The organism is Picosynechococcus sp. PCC 7003 (assembly GCF_001693255.1).
Lineage (GTDB): Bacteria > Cyanobacteriota > Cyanobacteriia > Cyanobacteriales > MRBY01 > MRBY01.
Genome location: NZ_CP016474.1, coordinates 2,578,738 through 2,604,715, shown reverse-complemented (window position 1 = coordinate 2,604,715; position 25,978 = coordinate 2,578,738). Strand labels below are relative to the sequence as shown.

At 47.9% G+C, this 25,978-nt stretch carries 24 protein-coding genes; 13 read left to right on the top strand and 11 right to left on the bottom strand.

Annotated features, from left to right (window positions below):
• Positions 1-40: 40 nt before the first annotated feature.
• A complete protein-coding gene (locus AWQ21_RS12360; protein WP_065714797.1) occupies positions 41-1,198 on the bottom strand; it encodes a glycosyltransferase in 1,158 nt (385 codons plus the stop codon).
• Positions 1,199-1,459: 261 nt separating this feature from the next.
• Between AWQ21_RS12360 and AWQ21_RS12355 the strand changes: the two genes are divergently transcribed.
• Both AWQ21_RS12355 and AWQ21_RS16285 read left to right on the top strand, forming a co-directional pair.
• Positions 1,460-2,248 (top strand): CsgG/HfaB family protein, encoded by a 789-nt coding sequence (locus AWQ21_RS12355; protein WP_065714796.1) that lies wholly within the window; start codon positions 1,460-1,462, stop codon positions 2,246-2,248.
• A 201-nt stretch (positions 2,249-2,449) separates the two neighbouring features.
• Positions 2,450-2,596, top strand: coding sequence for a hypothetical protein (locus AWQ21_RS16285; protein ID WP_157094763.1), 147 nt, complete (start codon positions 2,450-2,452; stop codon positions 2,594-2,596).
• Positions 2,597-2,673: 77 nt separating this feature from the next.
• Here AWQ21_RS16285 and AWQ21_RS12350 read toward each other — a convergent pair whose 3' ends face one another.
• Complete coding sequence (locus AWQ21_RS12350) at positions 2,674-3,522, bottom strand: GNAT family N-acetyltransferase (RefSeq protein WP_065714795.1); 849 nt, start codon at positions 3,520-3,522, stop codon at positions 2,674-2,676.
• Positions 3,523-3,639: 117 nt separating this feature from the next.
• On the opposite strand from AWQ21_RS12350, the gene AWQ21_RS12345 reads away from it, so the two are divergent.
• From AWQ21_RS12345 to AWQ21_RS12330, 4 genes are all read left to right on the top strand, one after another.
• Positions 3,640-3,948 (top strand): urease subunit beta, encoded by a 309-nt coding sequence (locus AWQ21_RS12345; protein WP_065715340.1) that lies wholly within the window; start codon positions 3,640-3,642, stop codon positions 3,946-3,948.
• The gene (locus AWQ21_RS12340; protein WP_065714794.1) at positions 3,949-4,848 is read left to right on the top strand and encodes an ROK family protein; all 900 of its coding nucleotides are present in this window, start codon (positions 3,949-3,951) and stop codon (positions 4,846-4,848) included.
• Positions 4,849-5,080: 232 nt separating this feature from the next.
• Complete coding sequence (locus AWQ21_RS16425; RefSeq protein WP_198159652.1) at positions 5,081-5,746, top strand: hypothetical protein; 666 nt, start codon at positions 5,081-5,083, stop codon at positions 5,744-5,746.
• Positions 5,747-5,880: 134 nt separating this feature from the next.
• Positions 5,881-6,468: a TetR/AcrR family transcriptional regulator gene (locus tag AWQ21_RS12330; RefSeq protein WP_065714792.1), complete on the top strand. Its 588-nt coding sequence runs from the start codon at positions 5,881-5,883 to the stop codon at positions 6,466-6,468.
• Between the two features lie 67 nt (positions 6,469-6,535).
• On the opposite strand, the gene AWQ21_RS12325 is transcribed toward AWQ21_RS12330, so the two are convergent.
• Entirely contained in the window at positions 6,536-7,264 is a 729-nt protein-coding gene (locus AWQ21_RS12325) for a Bax inhibitor-1 family protein (RefSeq protein ID WP_065714791.1), read from the bottom strand.
• A 156-nt stretch (positions 7,265-7,420) separates the two neighbouring features.
• Here AWQ21_RS12325 and accA point away from each other — a divergent pair, with 156 nt between their 5' ends.
• The 3 genes from accA to folE all read left to right on the top strand — a co-directional run bounded on the left by accA (position 7,421) and on the right by folE (position 9,835).
• Complete coding sequence (gene accA / locus AWQ21_RS12320) at positions 7,421-8,398, top strand: acetyl-CoA carboxylase carboxyl transferase subunit alpha (RefSeq protein ID WP_065714790.1); 978 nt, start codon at positions 7,421-7,423, stop codon at positions 8,396-8,398.
• A gap of 285 nt (positions 8,399-8,683) precedes the next feature.
• Positions 8,684-9,058 (top strand): hypothetical protein, encoded by a 375-nt coding sequence (locus tag AWQ21_RS16280; protein ID WP_157094762.1) that lies wholly within the window; start codon positions 8,684-8,686, stop codon positions 9,056-9,058.
• A 57-nt stretch (positions 9,059-9,115) separates the two neighbouring features.
• Positions 9,116-9,835 carry a GTP cyclohydrolase I FolE gene (folE, locus tag AWQ21_RS12315; RefSeq protein WP_065711268.1) on the top strand — a complete coding sequence of 240 codons (720 nt, stop codon included), beginning with the start codon at positions 9,116-9,118 and terminating at the stop codon, positions 9,833-9,835.
• A gap of 108 nt (positions 9,836-9,943) precedes the next feature.
• Here folE and AWQ21_RS12310 read toward each other — a convergent pair whose 3' ends face one another.
• The 3 genes from AWQ21_RS12310 to AWQ21_RS12300 form a co-directional block, all read right to left on the bottom strand.
• Entirely contained in the window at positions 9,944-11,053 is a 1,110-nt protein-coding gene (locus AWQ21_RS12310; protein ID WP_315862273.1) for an alkene reductase, read from the bottom strand.
• 63 nt (positions 11,054-11,116) lie between these two features.
• Positions 11,117-12,784 carry an ATP-binding protein gene (locus AWQ21_RS12305; protein WP_065714788.1) on the bottom strand — a complete coding sequence of 556 codons (1,668 nt, stop codon included), beginning with the start codon at positions 12,782-12,784 and terminating at the stop codon, positions 11,117-11,119.
• 21 nt (positions 12,785-12,805) lie between these two features.
• Entirely contained in the window at positions 12,806-14,812 is a 2,007-nt protein-coding gene (locus AWQ21_RS12300) for a hypothetical protein (RefSeq protein ID WP_232314971.1), read from the bottom strand.
• Positions 14,813-15,183: 371 nt separating this feature from the next.
• On the opposite strand from AWQ21_RS12300, the gene AWQ21_RS12295 reads away from it, so the two are divergent.
• Together AWQ21_RS12295 and AWQ21_RS12290 are read left to right on the top strand one after the other, a co-directional pair.
• Entirely contained in the window at positions 15,184-15,591 is a 408-nt protein-coding gene (locus AWQ21_RS12295; RefSeq protein WP_065714787.1) for a CAAD domain-containing protein, read from the top strand.
• A 284-nt stretch (positions 15,592-15,875) separates the two neighbouring features.
• Positions 15,876-16,727 (top strand): glycosyltransferase family 2 protein, encoded by an 852-nt coding sequence (locus AWQ21_RS12290; RefSeq protein ID WP_065714786.1) that lies wholly within the window; start codon positions 15,876-15,878, stop codon positions 16,725-16,727.
• A 49-nt stretch (positions 16,728-16,776) separates the two neighbouring features.
• Here AWQ21_RS12290 and AWQ21_RS12285 read toward each other — a convergent pair whose 3' ends face one another.
• The 4 genes from AWQ21_RS12285 to AWQ21_RS16420 form a co-directional block, all read right to left on the bottom strand.
• On the bottom strand, positions 16,777-17,859 hold the full coding sequence (locus tag AWQ21_RS12285) for a glycosyltransferase family 1 protein (RefSeq protein ID WP_065714785.1): 1,083 nt from the start codon (positions 17,857-17,859) through the stop codon (positions 16,777-16,779).
• 14 nt (positions 17,860-17,873) lie between these two features.
• A complete protein-coding gene (locus AWQ21_RS12280; protein WP_065714784.1) occupies positions 17,874-19,211 on the bottom strand; it encodes a flippase in 1,338 nt (445 codons plus the stop codon).
• A 68-nt stretch (positions 19,212-19,279) separates the two neighbouring features.
• A complete protein-coding gene (locus AWQ21_RS12275) occupies positions 19,280-21,889 on the bottom strand; it encodes a TIGR03960 family B12-binding radical SAM protein (RefSeq protein WP_065714783.1) in 2,610 nt (869 codons plus the stop codon).
• Positions 21,890-21,960: 71 nt separating this feature from the next.
• Positions 21,961-22,302: an STAS domain-containing protein gene (locus AWQ21_RS16420; protein ID WP_065714782.1), complete on the bottom strand. Its 342-nt coding sequence runs from the start codon at positions 22,300-22,302 to the stop codon at positions 21,961-21,963.
• Positions 22,303-22,771: 469 nt separating this feature from the next.
• Here AWQ21_RS16420 and AWQ21_RS12265 point away from each other — a divergent pair, with 469 nt between their 5' ends.
• Entirely contained in the window at positions 22,772-22,960 is a 189-nt protein-coding gene (locus AWQ21_RS12265; protein WP_315862272.1) for a hypothetical protein, read from the top strand.
• A gap of 6 nt (positions 22,961-22,966) precedes the next feature.
• Here AWQ21_RS12265 and nth read toward each other — a convergent pair whose 3' ends face one another.
• Positions 22,967-23,629 carry an endonuclease III gene (nth, locus tag AWQ21_RS12260; RefSeq protein ID WP_065714780.1) on the bottom strand — a complete coding sequence of 221 codons (663 nt, stop codon included), beginning with the start codon at positions 23,627-23,629 and terminating at the stop codon, positions 22,967-22,969.
• A 69-nt stretch (positions 23,630-23,698) separates the two neighbouring features.
• Here nth and glyS point away from each other — a divergent pair, with 69 nt between their 5' ends.
• Positions 23,699-25,840: a glycine--tRNA ligase subunit beta gene (glyS, locus tag AWQ21_RS12255; RefSeq protein ID WP_065714779.1), complete on the top strand. Its 2,142-nt coding sequence runs from the start codon at positions 23,699-23,701 to the stop codon at positions 25,838-25,840.
• The last annotated feature ends 138 nt before the right edge of the window (positions 25,841-25,978 follow it).

Genomic DNA, 25,978 nt, shown 5'->3' with positions numbered 1-25,978 from the left:
CTCCACACACCAAAAACTGCCTGGCCGTTAGGGTTGCGCCTCACCACTGGTCAAACCCTGGGAACATGGAACGGGGCGATCGCCATCCATGCCACTTTTCTTGACAGTTGTCTACAAATTCTACATAGCTTTGCCGAAAAATGTTAGCGGCAAATTGTTGGGCTCTCACAAAACAAGCTTCGGGCTGAATTTCTGGCGCTTGGGCCTCAAAACGCTCGACTCCGTTGGCGATCGCCTGGGCCGATTGCTGGGGAAATAAAATCCCCGTTTTTCCATCGGCAACAATTTCTGCCGCACCCCCTCGACCGAAGGCAATCACCGGCGTCCCACAGGCCTGGGCTTCCACGAGCACAATACCGAAATCTTCGCAGCCCGCGTAAACATAGGCTTTTGCCCGTGCCAGATAATCTTCTACGACTTCATCCGGTTGCCGCCCCAAAATTTGTACATTTGGTTTTGCCATCTTTTGGAGCTTCTCTAACTCTGGCCCGCCGCCAATCACCACCAAATTTTTGCCCACCTGGTTAAACGCTTCCACAATCAACGCCACTTTTTTGTAAGGCACCAACCGCGACACCGTTACATAAAAATCATCCTTTTCTTCTCGGTAGGCAAACCGCTCCAAATTGACTGGGGGATAAATCACCGCCGCCCGCCGCCGGTAACAACGCCAGATCCGTTGGGCTGTCCAGTGGGAATTGGCAATAAAATAATCCACTTGGTTGGCACTGATCACATCCCACTGCCGCAGTCGGTGGAGAAAATACCGCGTCACAATCCCTTTAACGCCCTTGCCGAGACCAGAGTTATCTAAATAATCAAAGGTTAAATCCCAGGCATAGCGCATCGGCGTATGACAATAGCAAATGTGTAGCTGGTGGGGCCGCGTCAAAACCCCTTTAGCCACCGCGTGGGATGATGACAAAATTACGTCATAAGCTTCAAGGTTAAATTGCTCAATGGCTAAGGGCATCAGCGGCAGATAGTTTTGTAAACCATATTTTGCCCGGGGAAATTTCTGTAAAAAACTTGTGGCGATCGCCCGACCATAGAGATAGCTATCAGGGTTAGCGGACTCAAAATCAATCAGGGCAAATAAATCGGCCTCAATTTCCTGGAGGATATCTTGCACCACCAGCTCTGAACCCCCCGTTGCGTAGGGCGTCAACCATTCATGAACAAGCGCATAACGGGCCATGGGGGATCCCTTCTCCAAAGCAGTAGTCAAACCGAAAACGCCAGCTTCTGGCAAATTCCAGACCTTTTAGTATATTTCACCCCACAAAATCCTCAAACCGGGAACCCCAGGAGGGGACAAAAGCGTCAATGTATGTTTAAGTGCAGTAAAGTGCATCAGTGTCAGTATGCGGCAAGTAAATACAAGCGTATAAATGTATAAGGGCAAGCATACGGCACCATCCAAAATTTTGTCCTTATTCCGTAGCATCTGAAGAAACCAATGAAAACCACTCAGCTTTTGACATCCGTAAGTCGCTCTACTGCCCTGGCCTTCTTCGCGCTCACCCTGGGGCTTGGGGGCGAAAAAGCACTGGCCCAGTGGCAACCGACCATCTCTGTTCCCGAATTTAAAAACGAAACCAATGGCAGCCGTTGGTGGTGGTGGAACAGCAACACTTCCCAGGAACTGGCCGACGCCCTCAGTAATGAGCTTACTGCTACGGGCAATTTCCGCGTCGTTGAACGACAAAACCTAGGGGCTGTCCTGTCAGAGCAAGAATTAGCCGAATTGGGGATCGTTCGCCCAGAAACGGGCGCCCAACGGGGTCAGGTCACAGGCGCTCAATACATCGTCCTCGGTCAGATCACCTCCTACGAAGAGGGCGTTAAGGAAGAATCGACTGGCTTTGGACTCAGTGGGATCCGGATCGGTGGCGTTCGGCTCGGCGGCGGTGGCCGTGGTTCTAGCGAGGAGGCCTACGTTGCAGTCGATCTGCGGGTCGTTGACTCTACCACTGGGGAAGTTCTCTATGCGCGTACCGTTGAAGGACGGGCAAAATCTGATTCGACCTCTGGGGGCGCTACAGCGAGTTTTGCGGGGATTAACCTCGGCGGCGATCGCACCGAAACAAACCGCGCTCCTGTTGGCCAAGCTCTCCGGGCGGCCTTGATTGAAGCTACTGATTATCTCAGTTGTGTAATGGTCGAGCAAAATGGCTGCATGGCCGAATATGAAGCGAAGGACGACCGCCGCCGCGAAAATACCCGGAGTGTTCTTGATCTTTTCTAGACCGTTGAGCTTGTTGCACTTCCCCTAGGGAACATCAAAATATAAATCAGCGATTGCGGCTGATTTTTTTTTGCCCATTTTCAGAAGACTTGTACCTAAAAAAGCCCTTGAATCTTTGACGGTCGCTGCATATAATATAGAAAAGATAGTTTCTGTATCAAAAGTAACTAAATTAGGTTTTTTTAAAGGGAGTTTAAAACTATGCGGATGCGTAAAGAGAAAAGTGAAACCCTCCGGGCGATGGAACGGGTTTGGGCGAGACATATGCTCAAGCAGCAGGATGCCCAGAACAAAAATGCGGATGCAGTCCGGGAAGCAAAAGAAATTCTCAACGAGTACGGCGAATAGATCAGTTAAATCATTTTTACGGCAGGCATATGTGTAAGAACATATGCTTTTTTTATGGCCTGAAACCCCGCGCTGGCCTAGCCTAATTCAAAACTGGTCACCCCAAAAATGTTTTTGACAGGAATTTTCGGGGGCGCTTGGGTGTACATCCGTGCCGTTTCAAACACAGGCTGCAGTTGGTAGCGTTGGGCGAGGGCGATCGCCTCTGGATTCACCATGGGCACATCGAGGAAAAGTTCACTACCGGTGGGAAGGCTACCTTTGAGGGCGAGAAAGAGACGTTCGGCAATTTCGGCATTGTTGGCAAAGAGAGGGCCAATTTTATAACCCTGACGACAAGGGCGCACCATGCCATAGCCCGTTATTTCACCATTGTTGACCGTCACCCAGGTGGTGCTGTTCGGTTGCTGCAGCCAGGAATTTAAAAAGGTGCGGCGATCGCCCGGAAAAAACCGCTGATCATATGCACAAATTTCCTCAATATCGACCGCTGTCAAGGGCTTTAGACCGTGATGTTCAGGGATCTGGCCACCACCGAGACCGCTGTAACGCACGTTGTTGTAGGCCAGGGTAAAGCCCGATTTTTTGTAATTTTCCTGCTGGGCGACCACCCCATCGAGGCCCACATTGCGATCGCCCACGGTAGCGAGGGCGGCCTGCCAAATTTGCCAACCGAAACCTTGACCACGATATTCTGGTTTGACGATATAAAAGCCAATGAAGGCGAAATCCGGGGCATATTTCACTGCGGAAATGCAGGCGATCACCTCCCCATCCAGCAGACCAACCAGAAATCCTGTGGGATCGGCGGCGTAGAAACTAGCGGCATCCTGTAGGCCGGGATTCCAACCCTCCTGGGCGGCCCACTCAATGGCTAAATCCAACTCCGGCTGGGTCATGGTTCTGATGGTATAGGTTCCGGTCATCGGCGATCGCCCCCGTGAATTTTTTTCAGTCTAGCTTGGATATTTTGGCGACTTTTTGCTCTGTTGCATTTCCTGATAATTGCGTAGGATAAAGGCAGTTTTTGGAGCGATATGGCGATGATTCCAGGCGAACTACGCCCCCAACCCGGGGAAATTGAACTGAATGCAGGCCGAGAAACAAAGGTGGTTACGGTAGCTAACACCGGCGATCGCCCGATCCAGGTGGGGTCTCATTTCCATTTTTTCGAGGTAAATCGTGCCCTCCAGTTTGACCGGGCAGTCACCAAGGGAATGCGTTTAAATATTCCGGCGGGCACAGCAGTACGCTTTGAACCCGGTGACGAAAAGGACGTAGAATTAGTGGCCTTGGCGGGTCGTCGCCATGTGTATGGGCTAAATAATTTGGTAGATGGAGCATTGGACTAGATGAGCGCAGTGATTGGGATTGATCTGGGGGGCACCGCCATCAAAGGGGGAAAATTTAGCCTCGATGGTATTTGTCTTGCGGAAAAATCAGTTCCTACCCCCCAACCCAGTACCCCAACCGCTGTTGCTGAGGCGATCGCCAATTTAGTGAATGAACTCAACCAAGATCGCACCTGTAAAGCAGTAGGGATCGGCATCCCTGGGCCGGTGGACGGCAGCGCTCGCATTGCCAAGGTTGCGATCAATCTCAATGGTTGGCAGGATGTCTCCCTCGCCGATTGGGTCGAAGCAAAAACAGGTTTACCGACAACCCTCAATAACGATGCCAACTGTGCGGGTCTGGGGGAAGCTTGGTTAGGGGCCGGACGCGATCGCCAAAATCTTTTACTCATTACCTTGGGAACAGGGGTGGGTGGAGCAGTCATTCTGAATGGGCAACTGTTTACGGGCCATTATGGTGCGGCTGGTGAGTTGGGACTAATTACCCTCAATCCTGACGGCCCCCCTTGCAATAGCGGCAATAATGGTTCCTTTGAGCAGTATTGTTCGATTAATGGCGTCAAACGGATTTCTGGCAAAGATCCTGGGGAATTAGGCCAACTGGCCCAAGCGGGAGATGCTGAGGCGATCGCCCATTGGCAAACCTACGGCAAACTGTTGGGGGCAGGGCTAACAAGCTTAATCTATATTTTCACCCCCGAAATGATTATCCTGGGGGGTGGCATTAGTGCCAGCAGTGAATTTTTCCTCCCAGCGGCGATCGCCGAAATTGAGCGGCGGGTGCTGCCTTCCTCACGGGTTGATTTAAAACTCACCAAAGCCCAGTTAGGAAACAATGCGGGGATGGTCGGCGCGGCGAAACTCGCCCTAGAAAAAATCTCAAATATCCTGGATAATTAAGATGGGTTACTGATGCTATCTTTGTAGCCTAATCTTTTTGAAAAGCCTCCGCCAAAATACGGAAAATGCTGCAAACGTTATGGAAATTTACTGCAATTAGTTAAAAAACGAGACATTTGCATCTGTTTAGAGGAACTATAACTAAATTAAGCTCGTCTGCTAATTATCTTTTCGGAACCTCTAAATCATGTTTTCCTACAAACAAATAACTGCCTTCTGCAGTGTCGCCTCTTTGGTGACAATCCCTTTGGTGATCGCCCCCGCTCAGGCCCAACAGAGTTATCCCCTTGTCTGTCGTGGTGGTGGTGGTTTAAGCATCGTCAATACGGGCAACAATAACGTCAGAATTAATTTCCGGGCTGCCGCTGGTAGCGCCCCCCAAGGCTTACAACCAGGGGAATGCAGTTGGCAAGATCGCGCCTTTCGATCTGGGGAGCCGACCGTTATCTGTGATACCAGTGCTCGGGCAGTTCAATATGTCAGCAAACTTGTCCAAAGCAATGAATATGCAACCCTCCAAGTTTTTAATAACAACCAGGGTTGTATGCAGGCTAATGCGCCGATCCTTAACGACCCTCCCGTGCTCAATGTGCCCGCTGGAATTCCAGCAGCAGTACAATTTCGCCCTGACTTAAACCAGGTCTGGCAGTCTAACTATGGCAATATCAATTGGCTAGAAGGTTGGTATGGCACTCGTACCAATACCATCGCCATTACTTCCCAAGGTTGGGATAGCAGTCGTAATGCCTATGTCGTGCAAGGGCGTTGGGGCCGTACCAACAATAGTAGTAACACAGGCTCTTTTGAAATGGTCTTTGACACAGCTTGTTCGTTTACTGGTGGGTTCAGTCGGGATAGTGGCAGAACAGGTGGATCTTGGAATGGCTCTTGTCAATAAAATCCCCCTAGCCTATTTGTCGACCAGAACCCTGGTTTGGCTCTTGCCCCCAACTTAGGCACGTTTTTTGACGGTGTAGAGAAATTTCCTTTAGGATAAACCATAGTTTCTCTGCACTGTATCTAGGTTGTGCCATGGTGGGCCGGAAGCTTGCTTTTAACCGTAATGCCGCCCTTGAAAAGGCAATGGAATTGTTCTGGGAAAAGGGCTACAAGGCCACGAGCTTAGCAGACCTCCTGGACTGTATGGGGATTCAGCGGCAAAGTCTCTATAACACTTTTACTAGCAAGCATGATCTATTCCTAGAGGCGATCGCCTATTACGGCAAAATCGCAGTGCGTCAGCTAGAAGAACGACTCAATTATTCCGCTTCACCCCTAGAAAATCTCCGAAATTTGTTTTATCAAACCGCCGAAAATGCCAAACTGCTCGGTTATCGAGGGTGTTTTGTTGTCAATGCGATGATTGAACTCGCGCCCCATGACCCCCAAGTGGCCGCCCTCGTGGAAGATATTGCCACCAATGTCGAACAAATTTTTGTGAATACTCTCAATCAGGCGATCGCCAAAGGAGAACTGCCCCCAGATTTTGACAGCCCAAAAACCGCCCGTTATCTCTATCAAATTCTTCTAGGATTAAATACCCGCATCAAAGGCCTGCCGAATCCCGAATACCTTAGGGAAACCCTCGATCTCGCCCTGATGGTATTGCAACCCCAATAAAAAAGCCCTCTGGCTTGTAACCAGAGAGCCCATTCTCCCCTGGGGGAGATGCCGAAGACAGGAAAAGTTAGTCGCGGCTATTGATAGCAATCAACAAGCGCAGAATAAACACAAATAGGTTGATATAGGTCAAATACATCGACAAAGCGGCCGATAGATATTGGTCATTGCGGTAGGCGCGGGGCAACACGTAGAAGTCAACCACTGCAGAACCCGCAAATAGTAAAGTTCCCAAGCCAGAGATGCCGACCTCTAACCAGCTGGGCGTGTAAACCCCAAAGAAGGCAAAACCAAGCTGGGCCAACAGCACTACGAACAGCGCGATAATCCCAAGGCGTACCGTTTGGGCCAGGGCCAGGCCATCTTCATCGGAGAGATTTGAGCCAATATTGCGACCCAGAATGAAGGTAATCCCACAACCTAGAGCGGCAATGCCAACGCCCTGAATACCGACTCCCGCAGTCCCAATGGCAAGGGCAACAATACCGGTGAGGGTATAGCCAGATAGTAGACTGTAGCCGGCTAAAAGAGGGAGGGCGACGCTATTATTTCCTTTCTCTGCGACTCCGCGGACAACGAAAAAGAGGGCTAATTCAGCGATCAGGGCAACCCAGAAGGTGGGCATAAAGATGCTGGGATTGGTTTGGATCACCCCCAAACCACCATAGGTTCCTAGGGCAGTGAGGAGTAGGCCACCCCCCAGATAGGGCAGGGCATTTTTGATGACCTCCGGGCCAACCAGGGCTTGACCTTTGGCCTGCCGGATGGCGTCACGAAAATTACTGGTGTTGCTCATAAATAAGTGATTTGATACTTGAAAAGTTAAAACTGCTTACCCTCTATTTTGACAAAACTTTTCGGGGGTGGCAGTACGGATTCCTTTACTGTTGGGGAGGCTTCCGGGGATAATAGAGTTTAATTTGTGAATAGTTGTCAGTGAATTGAACTCACCATGCCGAAAACGGAGCGCCGGACGTTTCTGCTTGATTTCGAAAAACCTCTTTCGGAATTAGAATCACGCATCCATCAAATTCGTGATCTTGCTGCGGAGAATAATGTTGATGTTTCAGAACAGATTCAGCAGCTAGAGGCACGGGCAGACCAGCTCCGGGAAGAAATTTTTAGTACCCTCACCCCGGCCCAACGGCTGCAATTGGCGCGTCATCCCCGACGTCCTAGCACCCTTGATTATATTCAAATGATGGCGGATGAGTGGTTTGAACTCCATGGCGATCGCGGTGGTTCTGATGATCCGGCTCTCATTGGTGGGGTGGCCCGTTTTGACGGTCAACCGGTGATGATGCTGGGGCACCAAAAGGGACGCGATACCAAAGATAATGTCGCCCGCAATTTTGGCATGCCTGCCCCTGGGGGCTACCGTAAGGCGATGCGCTTGATGGACCATGCCAACCGTTTTGGGATGCCGATTTTAACGTTTATTGATACCCCTGGGGCTTGGGCTGGCCTGGAAGCTGAAAAATTAGGCCAAGGGGAGGCGATCGCCTTTAATCTCCGGGAAATGTTTAGTCTCGATGTGCCGATTATTTGCACGGTCATTGGCGAAGGGGGTTCCGGTGGAGCCCTAGGGATTGGCGTCGGCGATCGCGTCTTGATGTTAAAAAATTCCGTTTACACAGTAGCGACCCCAGAAGCCTGTGCCGCAATTCTCTGGAAAGATGCTGGTAAATCAGAACAAGCCGCCGCTGCCCTCAAAATTACAGCAGAGGATTTGAAAAACCTCGATATTATCGATGAAATTGTCCCAGAACCGGCCTCCTGTGCCCACGCAGATCCCATTGGGGCCGCCCAACTCCTGAAAGCAGCGATCCAAGATAACCTCCAAACCCTTCTAAAGCTGACGCCAGAACGCCGCCGTGAATTACGCTACCAGCGGTTCCGGAAAATTGGTGTGTTTTTAGAAGGTTCCTGACCTGAGAAGCTGGCTTGGCATTCATGGGTACTGATTCTGAGCATTTAGCAATATTTTGTAACATTTCCGAAATTTTGCTAGGATAAGAAGCCGCTGAGCCCTAATGTGAACTATGGGACTTTCCCCCAGCTTTGTTCTCCCAAAAGGCAGTGAAATCACCAATATCTTTTTGTCTCTATTGGTCAGCAGAGTTTAGGTTGTGGATATTTTTTCTGGGATTTTCTATGGACTAAGCTAAATTTTTTTGCCCACCCATCGCGCTATGTTGAGTGCAGTTCCCTCCCCATGATCTCTCTCGTCCACCTTTGGCGATCGCCACTGTCCCTAGATTCTGATAAGCTCTTGGCCCTTCTTCCTTCCCTTGCGATGGTAGCCCCCCTGATATCCAAGCTCAAGTTTCAACAGCATGTCAGGTTTGGGACTTTGTTCGACGCTTCATCCATTGCCATTTCGCAACGTCTGATCCCCAGACCAACTCGGCTGTGCCGTCATCCTTTGACACGGCTTGATAATGTCTGGCTAAAGTTTTGGCCGCTTCAGGATTTTAATTTCCGAGAGCGTCCCCAAAGTATTCTTCAAGGGATTCGACCATCCGTTGAGCCCAGTATTGAAGAATTGACCATGATCTCCAAAGCAGGGAATGCAACAGTTTATTGTTAGCGAGGATCTACTCTCCCCTGCCCCAGTTCCTTTTACTTCTTCATTCCATACCGAATTATGACAACATCTTCTTCAAGCGGCTTCAATGGTTCTACAAAAACCATGGCGACTGATGCTCTAGGTCGTGACCTTAATGATCTGGTAACTCGACCAGACCGCAATAGCCACAATGGCAAAGCAGCCAGCATTCGCCCTGCCACAGAAGAAAGCCAGCAAAGAATGGCAGAGGCTGTGCATACGATGCTCGAAGCCGTCGGCGAAGACCCTGATCGTGAAGGTCTCCTAAAGACGCCGCTGCGGGTCGCAAAGGCCATGCAGTTTCTGACCCAAGGCTATAACCAGTCCCTTGAAGACATCGTCAATGGTGCAATCTTCGACGAAGGGCACAATGAAATGGTATTGGTGCGGGACATTGATTTCTTTAGCCTCTGCGAACACCACATGTTGCCCTTTATGGGGCGGGCCCATGTGGCCTATATCCCCAACCAAAAGGTCGTGGGCCTCAGTAAATTAGCGCGGATCGTTGAGATGTATTCCCGCCGCCTCCAGGTGCAAGAACGCCTAACCCGACAAATTGCGGAAGCCGTCCAAGAAATCCTTGACCCCCAAGGGGTTGCGGTGGTGATGGAAGGAATCCACATGTGTATGTCCATGCGGGGTGTGCAAAAGCCCGGTTCCTGGACGGTTACCAGTGCCATGATTGGCTGTTTCCAGAAAGAACAAAAAACCCGTGAAGAGTTTCTCAACTTGATTCGTCACCAACCCAGCTTTATTTAGGGCAATTTGGGATTTTAGCGTCGCAATTTAAAACATAAAAAAGGGCAGCCCCAGGGCTGTCCTTCTTACTAAATGGCCTAATTAATCGTGGGGAAATTCACCGACATCCTAGACGGTATAGACCGGGAAATCTGTGTAGCCTTTAGCGCCTGTGGGGGCGTACCAAGTGGCCATGTCTGCATCGGGGTTTAAGGCCCAGTTATTGGCGTAACGTTCAACAAGATCAGGATTACTAATGAAAGGACGACCAATGGCAATGAGATCAGCTTGCCCAGTGGCGATCGCCGTTTCCGCACTCTTTTGATCGTAGCCACAATTACCCATGAGCACACCATCATAGACGGCCCGGAAATTTGCCAAGGTCAGCGGCTCTCCCAATTCATGGAAACCAAAGGCCAAACCATCCATCACATGAAGATAGGCCAAATTGTAGCGATTCAGTTGACTGGCAGCGTAGGTAAACTGCTCCCGGAAATCGGGCGACCCCATATCATTAAAAGAACCATTGGGGGAAAAACGAACACCCACCCGACGGGAATCCCAGACTGTTGTCACCGCATCTAAAATTTCTAAGAGTAACCGACAACGATTCGTTGCACTGCCCCCATAGGCGTCGGTGCGATGGTTTGTTTTTGATTGGAGAAATGTATCAAGCAAATAGCCGTTAGCGGCGTGAATTTCGATGCCATCAAAGCCCGCTGCTTTTGCCTTGATTGCCGCCTGGCGGTACTCCTCAATAATCCCAGGAATTTCTTTGGTTTCAATGGCCCTGGGGACTTCGTAGGGCTGCTTCCCAAGGGGCGTATGGATTTCTTCGCCGTTATCAATTTTGAGTGCAGAAGGGGCGATCGGCAATTGACCCCCATGGAAGCTGCTATGGGAAGCGCGGCCCATGTGCCACAATTGCAGAAAAATTTTGCCACCTTTAGCGTGGACAGCCTGGGTTGTGAGTCGCCAACCTTCAACCATCGCTTCTGTGTAGATGCCGGGCGATTCATTCCAACCATTGGCTTGTTCTGAAATGGTCGTTGCCTCCGCGATAATGAGACCCGCCGAAGCCCGTTGGCCATAATATTCCGCCATGAGGGCGTTGGGAATGCGGTCTTTCCCGGCCCGTGCCCTGGTCATAGGTGCCATTACCACGCGGTTTGCCAAGGAGAGATCCCAGAGATGAAAGGGCTCTAGAAGGGTTGCAAAAGTCGTTGTCATGGATTTAATCGTTCTTTTTGACTACATAGTCAATAAAATATTTATCCATTGTAAACTTTTTTAACAATCTTCCTAAAAGCCGAGATCCGCCTTAGCCAAATCTGCTTCGACAAATAAGGTTTCATCTGCTACGGTTTGCCAGTCGTTACAGCCAATTTCCTGGTAGAACGTCTGATCATAGGAGCGAGTCCGCATCACCACCGGCATCGGGAGGGCGTGGCCTAGCACGAGGGCCTGTTGTTTAGAGTCTAATTTCGCCAAAACCGAGCGCAGGTTGCCGCCCCCAGAAACCCCCGTAAAAATGGCATCAATATCTTTTTCGTCATTGAGTAAGCAAGTTACCCGTGTGCCAATTTGGGACATGACTTCGTTGTCGATGCCGGAGGGACGTTGATCGACGACCAGGAGGGTAACAAAATATTTCCGCATTTCCCTGGCGATCGTGCCAAAGATCGTTTGGTGAACGATTTTCGAGTCTAAAAATCGGTGGGCTTCTTCAATGGTGATCACCAAGGGCATTGGCTTATTTTGGACGTTTTTGGTTTGTAGGTACAGATCCGCTTTTTTCACATAAGCGGAGTGGATGCGTCGGGTAATCATGTTCGTCGCCAACATATACGACAGCATATTGGACTGGGAACCAAACTCGATGATGACGTGTTTCCCAGCATCGAGGCTCTGGAGAAGTTGGTCGATGTAGTTAAAGGGGCAAGTTTGGCGAATATATTTAAGGTTTTCGAGGCGTTTGAGTTTCCGTTGGAGGGCCATAATCGAACCAGCATGGCCTTGGCGTTCTTCGCAAAAGAGGCGGATATCTTCATTACTCATTTCTAGGAGTTTGACAATCCAGGAACGACCAAACTCGGAATAGAGGACATTGGCATTGTCGAGGCTCGCTTCAGATAGCCCTAGTTCAAAGCCCACGAGCCGAATATCTTCAATTTCAATCTGATCGAAGCTGAGATAGAGTTCCTGGGCGTCGCGTACCCCCCGCCGTTGGGTGGATTCTGAATCGAGGGTATAGATTTCGACTTGACCGGGGAAAAGCTGACGGAGACCTTTGACAGTGCTAACGCCTTTGCCTTCTTCAATGGCTTCCCAACCGTATTCGGAATGCATATCGAACATCAGGTTTACGGCGGCCCGGCGTTTGATAATGCCAGACAGCAATAAACGAGTCAGGAAAGATTTTCCGGTGCCGGACTTGCCGAAGATGCCATTGCTGCGTTCGACAAAGCGGTCAAGGTCGAGGCAAATGGGTACGTCCATATCGAGGGGACGGCCAATGGCAAATTTTTTGTGGTGGGGGTCGTCCTCCCAACCAAACACCCGCCGAAAGTCTTGTTCGTTGGCTTCGTAAACTTGACTGAAGTGACTGGGAATCGTTTTTACGGGCAGGAGCTCAAGGGTGTCAAAATTTTCTGTTTCACTATCTTCTGCTTGGCTGGGGGTAAACATCAGCATTGGCGCTAGTTCGACGGTGCCATAGGTGCTGGTGCCGGCGAGGACGGCTTGTAAAAAGTCATCGTTGGGATTGGGCGGGTCGGCGAGGATCCGGGGGCTAGAGGTGCCCAGGGAAACATCGGTGAGGAGACAGAAAAATTGGGAACGGCTCCCTTTGACGACGAGAAATTTACCGACGCGCATTTCTTCGACGGATACATCGCCATGGAGACGGACTTCGAGACCTTGGCTTAGGGAACCTTGAATTACGGAGCCAAGGGGGTGTTCGGTGGTCATGGGCAATTGGAGAAGGGGAGGTTAGAGGTTGGTGGGGACGTCGATGGTTTGGGGGCTAGGGCTAGGCGTGGTGAGACGTTGCCAGGTGTCGATTTGGGTTTGGGCGGCGTCGTAGGCGGCGGTATTACGGGGGATTTGGCGGGCGGTGGCGATCGCCTGGGGAATTGAGGCATTGGCTTGGCTCTGGGCTACGGAAAGAATCCGATAACTCCATTGGTCAGCGGCCTGTTTCCCTTCGGCCCGCAGTTGGCTAATGCTGCTGGGAATTTGTTGGGTAAGGTTGATCGCTTCTACCCAGGCAGAGACGGAATTGCCATTGGCCACTTGGTAGGCGCGATTGAGATTATTGATCGCGGTTTGTTCTTGACGCCAACTCCTGACCCTGGCTTGCATTTCGTCATAAAGGACACGGTTCGGGGCAATTTGGTTGGCGACGGCGATCGCCTCGTCGAAGCGTTTTTGTTGGCCGAGGGCGACGGCCCGGTCAAAGATCGGCTGGTCTTCGGTTCGTTCAATGGTGTTGCGCCACTGACGAATATTTTCTTGGGCTTCGGTGTAGAGGGCGCGGCCAGATTGGATGGTGCGGGCTTCGGCGATCGCCTCCTGGAGACGATTGGTCGCGGCTAGATCCTTGGCATAGGCCAGGGTAGGAGAATCTTCGGCAATTTCAATTTGGCGGCGCCATTGGCGAATTTTTTGGCGGGCTTCGTCGTAACGGGGGTTGCCTGAGGGAACACGGTTGAGCTGGGCGATCGCCCGTTCATAGTCAGCGATATTTCCCCCCTGGGCCAATTCCTCGGCCTGTTCTAGGAGCGCAACGTCCTCAATTTCCCGTTGCCAACGACTAATCAAACCTTGGGCCTGGTCGTAGACGGCGCTGGCGGGTTGGATACTTTGGATTTGCACAAGGGCTGTTTCGAGATCCTTAACGGTTCCTTGGTTTGCCCTGAGGCCGGCTTGGGCGAGAATTCGCCAATCAACCACCACATTATCAAGGTTCAGTTGAGCGGGGAGGCGATCGCAGAGGTCGAGGAGGTCATTCCAGCGGCGTTCATCAATGATGTTGTCGGTATAGTCGACGATTTTTTCGCGGGCGTCACTAATTAAACGTTGGGCCTGGGAGTAGGCATAGCTATCTTGGGTAATGTTGCTCGCCTGGGCGATCGCCTGGAGCCAATTTTCTAAGCCCCCCCGACGAAAGGCGGCGTATGCCCCATCTAGTTGCTCCGTTTCCTTGCGAGCCAACTGAATTTGGGCCATGGCCTCATCGTATTTCACCGTCGCCCAGTAGCGATTTTCCAGATAACTGAGCTGGACAGCCGTCCGCATCGCCTGGCTTAACTCCCCTGCTTTGAGTTGCCGTTCCAGGCGGGCTAAAATCGCTTCCCCCTCTTGCCAAATGTCTTCCCAGGTAGTGATTTGGGTCTCAATTTCTGTCTGAAAACCAGCCTTTTCGGGAATATCGCGCACCATGGCGATCGCCTCATCCAACTTTCCCGCTTGGAATTCCACCTCAGCGAGGGCAATAATTTGCGAGACCCACACTTCAATATTGCGGTCAATATCCGCCCGGAGGGGGTGATTCTCCGAAAAACCACTCACCATCCGAATCGCCTTGAGGTAGCTGGCGAGGGTCTGTTCCTCCGCCTCAATCTGGGCGCAATACAAGCGGGTTGTAGCCGAGGCTAAGGGCAAGAAAAGGGCACTGCAATTGTTGCTGCCATTAAAGCTCAGGAGTACCGATGTCGCTAAAAAGCCAACCCCCCCTGAGAGGAAAATTAAGAGCAACCCTAACCATTGCCAATTGGGCAGGAGAAATTGGCGTTTACGAGGAATTTCAAGGATTTCTGTCTCTGCCTCTGCCGTTGCTTGCTCTGGATCACCATTGGCGATCGCCGTCATCTCCGTGTTTAAATCTTGCGTCCCAGACTCTTCCGGTAAACCTGCTTCAGTCGATAACACTGGCTGCGATTGGGTGCCAACGGGAGAAACGGATTGCACTTGCGAGGGATCAGGTTTCTGGCTCATATAAACCGGAGGCTAAAATTTTGCAGACATGGATGACTAAGATCTATGATACGTTCTACGCGATTTCATCAAAATTGGCATCATCATAGCATAGGCATCCTAAGCGCTTGGGCGCACCACAAACCTAAAAATTGACCGCCTTTCCAAAGTTCTTTTTCCTTAAATTAAGGAAGAGATATCGCCAAGACCGTTTTATATCAGCTATTCTTGATTCTCTCAGTAGGATGTAGACAGAGATTTATAGATATGTCTGATAATATGGGCATCATTCGTCCCTTACTCAAAATCTGAAAGGCACCTCCGCTGCATCCTAGTGAGACTGCCCCATCACCACTCTGTACTATATAAATCGTTAAGGATAGGTTTGAAAGATGGAACAACAGCCTGAAACCCAAGTAGAAACCGGTGCGACTCCGTTTAACAACGAAGCACCTGGTCCCATGACCTCCCCCCAAACCGAGCAGCCTTGGCAAGAGGCAGTCAAACCCATCACGGATTTTCTGTCTGAACTGCCTGAGGAGCTAGGGAAATTTTTTGCCGACTATAAGCAACCCCTGATCACCGTTGGCCTAATCGTGGCAGCTTTGATTACCGTCAAACTGACCTTTGCCTTAATCGGTGCCATTAACGATATTCCCCTATTAGCGCCCACCTTCGAGCTGATTGGTATCTCTTACACAGCATGGTTTGTCTATCGCTATTTGCTTAAAGCTTCAAACCGTGATGAATTGCTGGCAGAATTCAATTCTCTCAAGTCTCAAGTGTTGGGTAAAAAATAAACCTAAATTTTTCGTTGGGATTTACCTCTCCTCGGCACACGCCGAGGAATTTTGATTTTTAAGAGAGATAATCAGTAACAGCTTTCTCTAATAGTGAAAATAGAATTATAAAACTAAAAATTCAACTATGCTCTGTTGAAAGTTTTGTTGGATTAAATGAATTTTTATAAAAGAATCTTCATTGCACGTAGTTCTAAAAATAAAGTCGCAATACTCTTATATTTTATTTAGAGCTCCTACATTTTGACTCCTAACCATTTTTCTTCGTAAGCGTCTTCTGGAAAATGAAATTCTCCTTAATCACCAGCACATTAGGTGAAGATAGACATGATAAAATCGTGCGCCTAATTCACTCTTTAATAAAACAAAAACATCAGGATTTTGAATTGATTATTGTCGATCAAAATGAGACTTCAAAACTCAAAGTGACATTAGAAAGTTATTTTAATGAGATCAATTTGATTTACCTGAAGCATGATCAAAGGGGAGTATCAGCGGGGAGGAATTTTGGCTTTAGGTATGCATCTGGTGAAATTGTCAGTTTTCCTGATGATGATTGCTGGTATCCAGACATGCTTTTAATGTCAGTCAATACTTGGTTTTTAAATAATCTTAATTGGGATGCTTTAAGTGGTTGTACCATTGATCTAAAAGAAAATTCAACAACAAGCAGATGGGATAAGAATCCAGGAGAAATTCATAGGTTTAATGTTTGGCGTAGAGGAATTACTTCATCCATTTTTTTGCGAACCTATGCACTTGCAAACGCCCAAGGTTTTGATGAGACACTTGGACCAGGTGCAGACTCTCCTTGGCAATGCTCGGATGAGACTGATTATCTTCTAAACTTGCTATCACAAAATAAGAAACTATATTATGATCCAGAAATAAAAGTCTACCATCTTGAACCAATTACCCAGTATGACCAACAAGCATTGGCACGCGCAAAAAGGTATGCTCCAGGAACGGGCCGTGTATTAAAAAAGCATAGTTATCCATTTTGGTTTGTTGCAATCGCTTTATTAAGACCAATTTTGGGAACTTTATATTATGCAACTAAAATGCAGGGATGGCGGGCTAAATTCCACTGGCTTATTTTCCAAGGTAGATTAAATGGTTGGCTTTCTTCTAAATAATTACTCCTAAAGCCTCTCAAAAAAGTAGATCAAAAAACAACCCTGAAAATTAACTTAAATTTCGGAGAATTTGTCTGGTTTCTTGTCCTGTTTTTTCCCATGAAAACATACTTGCTCTTTGGAGTCCTTTTTGTATTAAATCAGCATAAAGATTATCGTCTTTGGTGATGCGTTCCATCGCACTACGTATTTCTTGAACATTTTTTGGGTCTACTAAGATGGCAGAATTTCTTGCCACTTCGACTAATGAAGATTGATTAGATGTGATAACAGGTAATCCGCAAGCCATTGCTTCCAATAAAGGGAGGCCAAAGCCTTCCCAAAGGCTTACAAACATCAAACAAAATGCTTGATTAAGAATCATAGGCAAGTCTTGAAAGGAAACATAATCTTTAAACAAGACTTGATTTTCTAATTCTAGATTTTTCACCAAATCAATTAACTGTGGCGTGTAACGTTTATCTTTAGGCCCAACAAGCCAAAATTCATAATCTTCTTTATCTTTAAGCAAAGAAAATGCTTTAATCATTCTAGGGAGATTTTTGTGCGGGTTATGGCGACCCAAGTATAAAAAATAAGGCCTCTTAGATTTTGATTTATTTGATCGCATGTAAAATTTTTTAGGATCATAAGCAAGATGAATGGGGGTAATCTTAGTAGCAGAAATGTTGAAAAAATTCATCAAGTCATCTGCAGTTGCTTGGGAGTTACAAATAATATGCTTACTTTGATCTAACACAATAGGTAAAACAAATTTCTGATAATAGTTTAATGGAGACTGCTTGTCTGGATAGCGTAATGGAATTAAATCATGAACCATAACAACAGTTCTAGCAGTTGTATAAATAGGTGATTCTGGTAAAGGAGAAAAAATCAAGTTTGATTCTAGTTTGTGATAAATTTTTGGCAAAGTAAACTGAGTCCAATATAGCCGTTTAAGATGTCCTTTTAAGCCAAAATCTGGACTAAGTTCTTTTGAAATTAGATAAGAATTAAAAGTTGTAAATTGATTATCAAAATTACAAACAAGAAATTTAGAATTTAGTTGAGAAAGATATGGTAGTATATTGCGGGCATAAATACTAATCCCTGTCGGCTTTTTAGATAAGATAGATAAGTTAACAAGTATCATATTAAAGACGCATTTTAGGTGTTTCTGTTGATTTTTTTTGGAAATTTTAATGGATTTAAAGTATTTAATTGAAGACGAAATACAATTCTTGTCTGCGAAAAAAAAGCGTTGATTAAAAATCCAGAAAATAACTGAGAAATAACTGTAGAAATTGCTGCACCGACGCCAGAATATTTAGGAATCAAAAAGATATTTAGAATAATATTAAGTAATGCACCAGAAAAAGTTATCCAGAAGGAATAATTGCTTAATTTCTCTGCAATAAACCATGGAGAAATTCCTGTTCCCATAAATACAAATAATGTTGCCCAGATATGAATTTTCAAGATTGTCCCTGCGGCAAAATATTCTGGCCCATAAATCATCAAAATAAGAGGAGATGCAGTGAACAAAATGGGAAGTGAAATTATCAAAGATAGACGAATCAAAAAGGATAGTAAGTCTTTGATTTTTTCGTAATATTGTTTTTTATTTTTTTCTTTTGCTGCGTAAATTGAAGGGGAAACTGAAGCAATAATTATATTAGGAATAAAATACCATATTTCAGATATTTTAGTTGCGGATGAATAAGTGCCAACTGCTTCTTCTCCAACGATGTTCCCCAACATTACTAAGTCTGTCTTCATATATAAGATGATGCTCAAACCAGATAAGATTAAAGGCCAGCTTTCATGAAGTAATGATTTTGCAATTTCAGTATTCCATTCAAGTTTGAACGGGCATTTTTTTAATTTATAAACTAAGACAAAACCACTTGCTTCCAGAGCAGCTTCTCCAAATATAATCCAGGCAAAATAAATCAATGGAACTTGTAGAATTAAGAGCGCAACTTTACTGAGAGTGACAATTATGAATACAAGAATTTTAATGGCAACTATATATTTAGATTGAACTTGAGCAGAAAACCAAAAATTAACGACTTCAAAAGCTTGAAATAAAACACTTGAACTTAGTATTAGAAAAATCAAGCTAAATTCAGTATTGTCTGTTCTCAAAAACAGATAAACTCCTGTAGCAATAAGCCCAAGTGAAATAATGCTAGATATCACAAGTTTGAGCCAAAATACAGTGCCTAAAATTTTATTTTTTTCTTGAGGAAAATTAACTAGAGAACGAATGACTAAAGTGTCTAATCCCAGCTTGGATAGGGGATGAAATAAAACAATAATTGCCCCAGCATAGTTCAATGTACCTAATTGAGTAGCTCCTAAATATCTTGCCATCCAAGCACTCATAAAAAAACCGATTATCATCCGAACAGTATATTCAAATGACAACCAAGAAATGTTACTAAAAATGGCTTTTTGTTCACCTATCAACTGCTTTTTGAATAACGACAGTCTTTTGAGCATAAATGATGGAAGTCGAGTCAGATGATGGTGTTATATTTGAGCAAAATGAAAATATCAATTAAGCGAGATTAAATATCTTCAGATAAATACATAGCAAAGCGGTGTACCTTAAGCAATTTTATATTTTGCTGACTAATAGTATGCATCATGTAAAGAATATGATCTGCCTGGAGAAGAGTACCATCGTTGCGACAACTCCCTCGATAGCGGAGTTGGACTTGGGTCGGACTCATCACTTTTTCTAGGGCGATCGCCGTTAACATTTCCCGAAGATTTAGCTGCTTGATCCTGCCAGATTTGGTTTTCTTTTCGAGGATGATTTCCGGAGTCTGGCGGATGGTTTCAAGCCAGACTTCCCATTGTTCGGCAGAAACAGGTTCTTCGGTTTCAAGATCAATCAGATATTCTGCTTCCGTCAATAATGCTGTGGCGGCCTTAGAACGAACGGGCACTTCTTCTACTCGATAGATCGGCATATCAATGGGCAACTGTTCCGCGAGTCGCCGTCGAAAATCTTCTAAATCCAAAACTTGGCGTAGTTCGAAGTCGATAATTTCCCCTTCGCTGGTAGCTCCCAAAGATAATGCATTGGCAATGGAAATGCGGGGGCTGGGGTGAAAGCCATTGGTGAAGGCCACGGGAATTGAGGCACGGCGCACGGCTCGGTCAAATAAACGCACTAAATCGAGGTGACTGACGAGACGCATATCCCCCTGTTTCCCGAACCAAACCCGGAACCGTTGTAGGCGTTCTTGATCCTTTTGGAATTGGCCGACAAATTCGGGAATTTCGGGCGGTTGATAGACGACATTGTGGCCAAAATCGGTACTGCAGACGCCACAGTGGGAACAACCATCAAAGGCACAGTCGGGAATGGTGGCCGCTTCGAGGGCCCGCTTTAGATCGTCTTTTAGCCACTGCTTATCAATGCCTGTATTGAGGTGATCCCAGGGTAAGGGCGCATCAAGGGGATCGTTGTCGGTGGTTTCAAAGATATTCCATTCACCGCTTTCTACTTTGCGGTATTTCCAGGTGAGATCCGATTCGGCGATCGCCTGTTCCCAAGCCCCATAGGCTTTGTCTAGATTTTCCCACCAGGAATCCATGCCAGCCCCCAGTTCCCAGGCCCGGCGGACGACTTTACCCAAACGGCGATCGCCCCGACCAACAAAATCCTCCATCGCCGAGATCCGCACATCGGTATAGTTCACTTTCACGCCCCGGATCGGTCGAAAAGCTTCCCGCAGGAGTTCCTGTTTACGCTTAAATTCTGTCGTCGAAACCGAATGCCACTGGAAAGGGGTATGGGGTTTCGGAGTGAAATTAGAAATGGTGATGTTGAAGTTTAAACGACGGTTGCTCAGGGAAGCACATTCCCGCCGCAGCCACTGCACCGTTTCCGCAATGCCGAGCACATCAAGATCCGTCTCCCCAGGCAGGCCAATCATGAAATAGAGTTTTACCTTATCCCAGCCCTCTTTGACCGCCGTTTGGATACCCCGCAGCAACTCTTCATTGGTTAAGCCTTTGTTAATTACATCTCGCATCCGTTGGGTGCCGGCCTCTGGGGCGAAAGTCAAACCCGCTTTGCGCGTCCCACCCACGATATTGGCAATATTTTCATCAAACCGATCCACCCGTTGACTTGGCAAAGACAGGGAAATATTTTCGTCCTTGAGGCGATTTTTAATCTCGACCCCCACCGCTGGCAGCGAGAGATAGTCAGAACAACTAAGGGAGAGCAGAGAAAATTCGTTATAGCCCGTTGCTCGCATCCCTTTTTCAATGGCATCGACGACTTTTTCGGGTTCCACATCCGTTGCCGGTCGCGTTAACATCCCCGGTTGGCAGAAGCGACAACCCCTTGTGCAACCCCGGCGAATTTCCACCGTCAGACGATCATGAACCGTTTCCACGTAGGGCACGAGACCAATGGAATAGGCTGGAATCGGCGTGGCTACCCGCCGCAAAATTCGCTTGGGCACTTCGTCACGGATTGGATATACAGAACCATCCGCCGCCATTTCATAGAAGCGAGGCACATAGACCCCCGGCACCTGGGCCAAATCCAGCAGAGTTTCTTCCTTACTCAGACCGTTAACCTTGGCTTCTTCGAGGATGAAGCCCACTTCCGGCAAAAGTTCTTCGCCATCGCCGAGAACAATAAAGTCAAAAAAGTCAGCGTAGGGTTCTGGATTGGAGGTGGCCGTTTGTCCCCCTGCAAAAATGAACGGATAATTCCCCGTTTCCCGTTCCTGCCAAGTGAGGGGAATCTGGGCAAGGGTAAGCATTTCTAGAATATTTGTCGCCCCGAGCTCGTAGCTCAAACTAAAGCCGAGAATGTCAAATTCCAACAGCGATCGCCTGGATTCGAGAGCAAACAACGGCAGGTTTTTTGCCTTTAACTTTTCGCTCAGGTCAGCGGCAGGCAAATAGGTGCGATCGCATAATTGTCGAGGTTGGGCATTAATCACGTTGTAGAGCAGGATATGACCCAAATTCGAGGAACCCACCTCATAAACTTCCGGGTAGGTAAGCACCCAACGCACCACCGCCTCCGTCCAAGGCTTGTGGATTGCCCCCAGTTCATTGCCCAAGTAGCGCGCCGGTTTAAAAATATCCGTCGTAATCAGCGCTTCGTAATCAGCCGGTTGAGGAAGACAAGGAGCCGTTGCCACAGGTGATGAACCTCCAAGGGAGTCAAGGGAAACAATTAAGTCCCCCATTATACCGGAGAGCCTTCGAGATGTTAGGCCGCGAACAGCTGGGATGTCTGTGTAAAAAATTCTGCTTCATTCTCAAAAATGCGTACAAACTGCTCCATTTGGGTCAGTTCTAAGACCATGCGCACCTGGGAATTGATCCCACAGCAACCAAGACGTTTGCCATGGGCTTCGGCCAATTTCGTGCCCTGGCTGAGCACCACTGCCGCCGCACTGTCAATGAATTCTACCTGCTGTAAGTCGACTAAAATTTCCTGACTTAATTCATCATTAATCGCCCTATGGAGCGATCGCCAAAATCCATCAAGATTTGGGGCCACCAAAGTATAATTTGGGCGTAGAATAACAGCCTGTTGGTTTATATCCATCGGTAGACTCTCCCCAGGGGAACTTCCCTGTTTACCCATCGTCTTAGTCAAAAATTTTATACAAAAATCAAATAACTTTTTAGCGTGAGCAAACCCGAAAAAGCTTGCTAAACATTTGATTTGGGATAGAACCATTGTATGGGGGAGACTCAAAAACCAGGTGTGATGATAACTTATCCTGAACAAAGACATCTCGTTTCCAAAAGATCCTTTATTACCTTTAAGAACAGTATGTTTGTTTACATTTTTTCTAAAAATAGAAGCCCGAAGTTTAAAAATTATTTAAGACCTGGGAGAAATTGTGTAAACACCTCGAAAATGAAACCATAACCCAGACTAATTTCAGCACTTTACGCCATTTATACCATTCATTATTTTCGCTGATTAAGGGAAAATAAAAAAATCGTTCCTTTGTAATGAAACGGGTTCCTCTTTTAGGAAAAACATTACTGCTGTGAGTACGCCATTTATGATTCGTCGTTTAGTGGAAAAAGCCCTTTTCATTAAACAGATGACCCCCGAAATTGAAAACGCGATCAACTCCGAGTTGACACGCCTTGGCCATGTTTCTGATGAGGACTATGAAGCTCTCGAACTCTTGATGGCGGAAATGGATGCGGGCCGGATCCAGCTTGTGCCCAGTCGATTTATCTTTTGATCATCTTTAACTGGGCTGGGGTTTTGGGGCTGAGGGACAAAGGTTGGCGATCGCACAGACATCACATTGGGGTTTCCGGGCATTACAGACAGCGCGACCATGGTAAATCAGACGAATTGACCAGTTTTCCCACTCCGGCTGGGGGATTAACTTCATCAGATCCCGTTCAATTTGCACCGGATTATCAGATTTTGTCAGGCGCAAGCGATTACTCAGCCGCTTCACATGGGTATCCACCGTCACCCCCGCACAAATCCCAAAAGCATGGGCCAGAACCACATTGGCCGTTTTCCGGGCCACACCGGGTAAGGTCAGAAGCTCTTCCATCGTTTGTGGCACTTCTCCATTGAAAACCGCCATAATCCGCTGGCAAGCCCCTTGGATATTTTTGGCTTTATTGCGATAAAAACCCGTCGAGCGCACCAACTGTTCAATGTCTGCCACATCCGCCCCCGCAAAGGCCGCCGCATCAGGAAATCGAGCAAAGAGCGCCGGTGTCACTTTATTCACTCGCTCGTCGGTACATTGGGCCGAAAGAATCGTCGCGACCATCAATTGCACAGGGGTTTCGTAGTCCAAACTGCAGGTGGCATCGGGGTAGAGTTCGTGGAGTTTTTCGAGAACGGCGATCGCCCGTTTTTTCTTACTGCGAGGGTAATGAATTGCCATGGGCACTATTTTTCCTGTGGCTTCACGGTAAACTAATCAAGATTCATTATTGACCTGATTTCGTTTCCCATGGCAACCTACCTCATTGAAGTTGGTACAGAAGAACTCCCTGCTGATTTTGTCGCGGCGGCGATCGCCCAATTAAAAGATCGCGTTTCCCATAGTCTCACGGAGTATTTTCTCACCCCAGACGGAATCGAAGTCTACGGAGCGCCCCGACGCCTGGCTGTGTTAATTCAAGGGTTGCCAGACCAGCAGGCCGACCGGGAAGAAGAAATTAAAGGCCCCCCTGCTGCCGCCGCATTTAAAGAGGGACAACCCACCAAGGCCGCCGAAGGTTTTGCCCGGAAACAGGGAGTCGAAGTAGCGGCCCTAGAAGTGCGCCCCACGGAAAAAGGAGACTTTGTTTTTGTCCAAAAGAAAACCCTTGGTCGCCCCACCCCAGAAATTTTGCAGGAACTGGTTTTGGGTTGGTTTACGGCCCTCGAAGGGCGGCGGTTTATGCGGTGGGCCGATGGGGATCTGCGTTTTCCGCGACCAATCCGCTGGTTAGTATCTCTCTGGAATGAGGCTGTGTTACCGCTGGAACTGGTGAATGGCTCCGGTCAGTTAGAGGCGGGTCGTATTTCTCGCGGGCACCGGATTTTACATCAAGGGGATGTGACTTTAAATAATGCGGCTGATTATGTGGCCACCTTGCAGCAAGCCTTTGTGGAAGTTGACCCCCAGGTGCGGGAAGAAAAAATTGTTGCTGGCGTCAAAGCGGCGGCGGCAGAGATTGGTGGTGAAGCAGAAATGCCCGCTGATCTCCTCGCTGAGGTGGTGAATTTAGTGGAATATCCCACAGCCGTGGTCGGAGACATTGAGGCAGAATTTTTAGAGTTGCCCACGGAAGTGATTACGACGGTGATGGTCACCCACCAACGCTATTTTGCGGTGCGCGATCGCCAAGATAAAACGAAGCTCCTACCGAAATTTATTACCATCTCCAACGGCGACCCCAAGAAATCAGATATTATCGCTGCGGGCAATGGTCGGGTGATCCGGGCGCGGTTAGCGGATGGTCAGTTTTTCTACCGGGCCGACTGTGATGAACATTTAGAAACCTATTTGCCCCAACTAGAAGCCGTCACCTTCCAGGAAGAGTTGGGGACGATGCGGGACAAAGTAGACCGCATCATGGAAATTTCCCAGCAAATTGCTGAACAGCTTGGCCTGTCTGAGGAAGAGAAAGAAATTATTGCCAGCACCGCCATGCTCTGTAAGGCGGATTTGGTGACCCAGATGGTCTATGAATTCCCGGAACTTCAGGGCATTATGGGTCAAAAGTATGCCCTAGTCAGTGGGGAAGCGCCCGCCGTGGCTGAGGGGATTTTCGAGCATTATCTACCCCGCAATGCCGATGATATTTTGCCCCAAACCCTCGCGGGTCAAGTGGTGGGCATGGGCGATCGCCTCGATACATTGTTTAGTATTTTCGGCCTGGGAATGATCCCCTCTGGTTCTTCCGATCCCTTTGCACTGCGGCGAGCGGCCAACGCCATTATTACCGTCGCGTGGGATGCGGGTCTTGAAATTGATCTGAGAGAACTACTCGCCCAGGGCGCCCAGGATTTTGTCACCGCTCACCCCGACAAGGACTCCCCCCTCGAAAATCTGCAAAGCTTCTTTATCCAGCGGATTCAAACCTTACTCCAGGATGAAAAGGGCATTGATTATGACCTAGTCAATGCCGTTCTTGGGGATGATGCGGAATACACAGAACGAGCCTTGACGGATTTACTTGATGTAGGCGATCGCGCGGAATTTTTACAGAGCATTCGTAATGATGGGCAACTAGAACAAATCTACGCCACCATTAATCGTTCTGCGAAATTGGCAGCGAAGGGGAACCTCAGCACGGATAGCCTCGATCCGACAGGGGTAATTAACCCGGAGAAATTTGAGCAAAATTCCGAGCGGGATCTCTATGCCGGTTTAGTCGAACTCGTGCCCACCACCGAAGCGGCTCGCACCGAACGGGATTACCAAAAACTAATTGACGGTTTAGCGGCCCTAGCCCCCACGGTCGAACGGTTCTTTGATGGAGAAGATAGTGTTTTGGTGATGGCAGAGGATCCTGCTGTGCGGGAAAATCGTTTGAATCTCCTTGGGCTATTGCGAAATCACGCGCGGGTTTTAGCGGATTTTGGGGCGATCGTTAAACAATAGAGGCCCACTTATTCCGGAAGTTTTGGCGGGGGCAGAAAGCAGTCTCTGTCAGGGTTTTCCTTGGGAAACAGTAGGGTCTAATTTTCGCGACGATCTAAAGTTCGGGAACCCGTACATTACCGGGAGTTGTCTGGATTT